Origin of the sequence: Synechococcus sp. R55.7, assembly GCF_047461955.1 — a bacterium.
In the GTDB taxonomy this organism is placed as follows: domain Bacteria; phylum Cyanobacteriota; class Cyanobacteriia; order Thermostichales; family Thermostichaceae; genus Thermostichus.
In genome coordinates, this window is record NZ_JANSIC010000363.1 from 1 (window position 1) to 1,194 (window position 1,194).

General features: G+C 57.7%; 1 protein-coding gene. It reads right to left on the reverse strand.

Annotation, left to right across the window (positions count from 1 at the left end):
• Positions 1-1,194, reverse strand: a 1,194-nt coding sequence (gene tig / locus NW820_RS12500) for a trigger factor (RefSeq protein WP_414407657.1), incomplete at both ends; no start/stop codon positions are given.

Genomic DNA, 1,194 nt, shown 5'->3' on the forward strand with positions numbered 1-1,194 from the left:
ACTTGCCTTTTTTGTCCTTTTTGCTCGGCTTGGGCTTTTCTGCTGCCGGGATCTCTGTAGCGGTCTCTGCCGCTTTCTCCTCAACTGGGAGCGTTGCCTCTGCCGCAGAGGCTGAGACGGTTTCAGCAGGGGATGCTTCTACAGCCTTTTCTGTAGCTGGCTCGGCTTCCGCAGCTGCAGCTTCTCCATCCGTTTCCGCCCCCGTAGCCGTCTCTGATGAGGATTCAATTGCCTCAGGGATCCCAGATACCTCTGCTTCTGGCTCATCGGCCTCAAACTCGGCCTCTGGCACTTCAACCTTCTCCTCCGAGCCTGCCAAAGAAGTGGGCGCCTGGGTTGGATTCCCCTCGCTATCGACCCAGTTGACCGTGGTCTGAGACTTCAGCCAAGCCATCACCTTGTCGGTCAGCAAGCCTTCATAGACGGCTTGGCGTACTCGTTCCCGATCCAGCTTTTGGCCTTGCTGGGCATAGGCCGCCATCACCTCTTCCACCTCCACGTCCAACTCCGTGGAACCTACGGCAATTTGCTCTTGCCGAACGATGGCGCTCAGGGCCAAGGTGCGCCGCAGCCGGTCGATGGCTTCGGGTCGGTGGCGCTCTTTCAACTGGTTAAGGGTTTCGGGAGGCAACTCGGACAAGAACTTACGGAGCTCCCCCGGCTTGATGCCTTCCTGCCGCAGGGCCTGGAGACTCTGGGCCAGCAGTTGTGTCGTTTCTTGTTCGATGAGGGTTTCCGGCAAATCCACCTCAGTAGTCTCCAAGATGGCGTTGAGGATGGCGGTTTCCAGGTTCTCCTCGGATTGTCTCAGGGCATCCTGTTCGAGGCGCTTTTGCAAGTGCTCCCGCAGTTCGGCCACCGTTTGAAAGCTGCTGATCTCTTGCACAAAGGCATCATCCAATTCGGGCAGCTCTTTGGCCTTGATCTCCCTCAGGCAGACAGTGAAGGTAACCGTTTTCCCGGCCAACTCTTTTCTGAAGTAGTCGTCGGGGAAGGTGGCTGCGATCTCCTTGGTTTCGTCGAGCTGCATGCCCACGATGCCCGCCACAAAACCGGGGATGAAGTTGTCTTCCTTGAGTTCCAGCTGGAAGTCCTGGGTGGTCATCTCGTCGAGGGGATTGCCTTCTGCATCGCGGGCCTCAAAATCGATCACCACCACATCCCCCAACTGAGCAGGCCGATCTTCTACCGGCA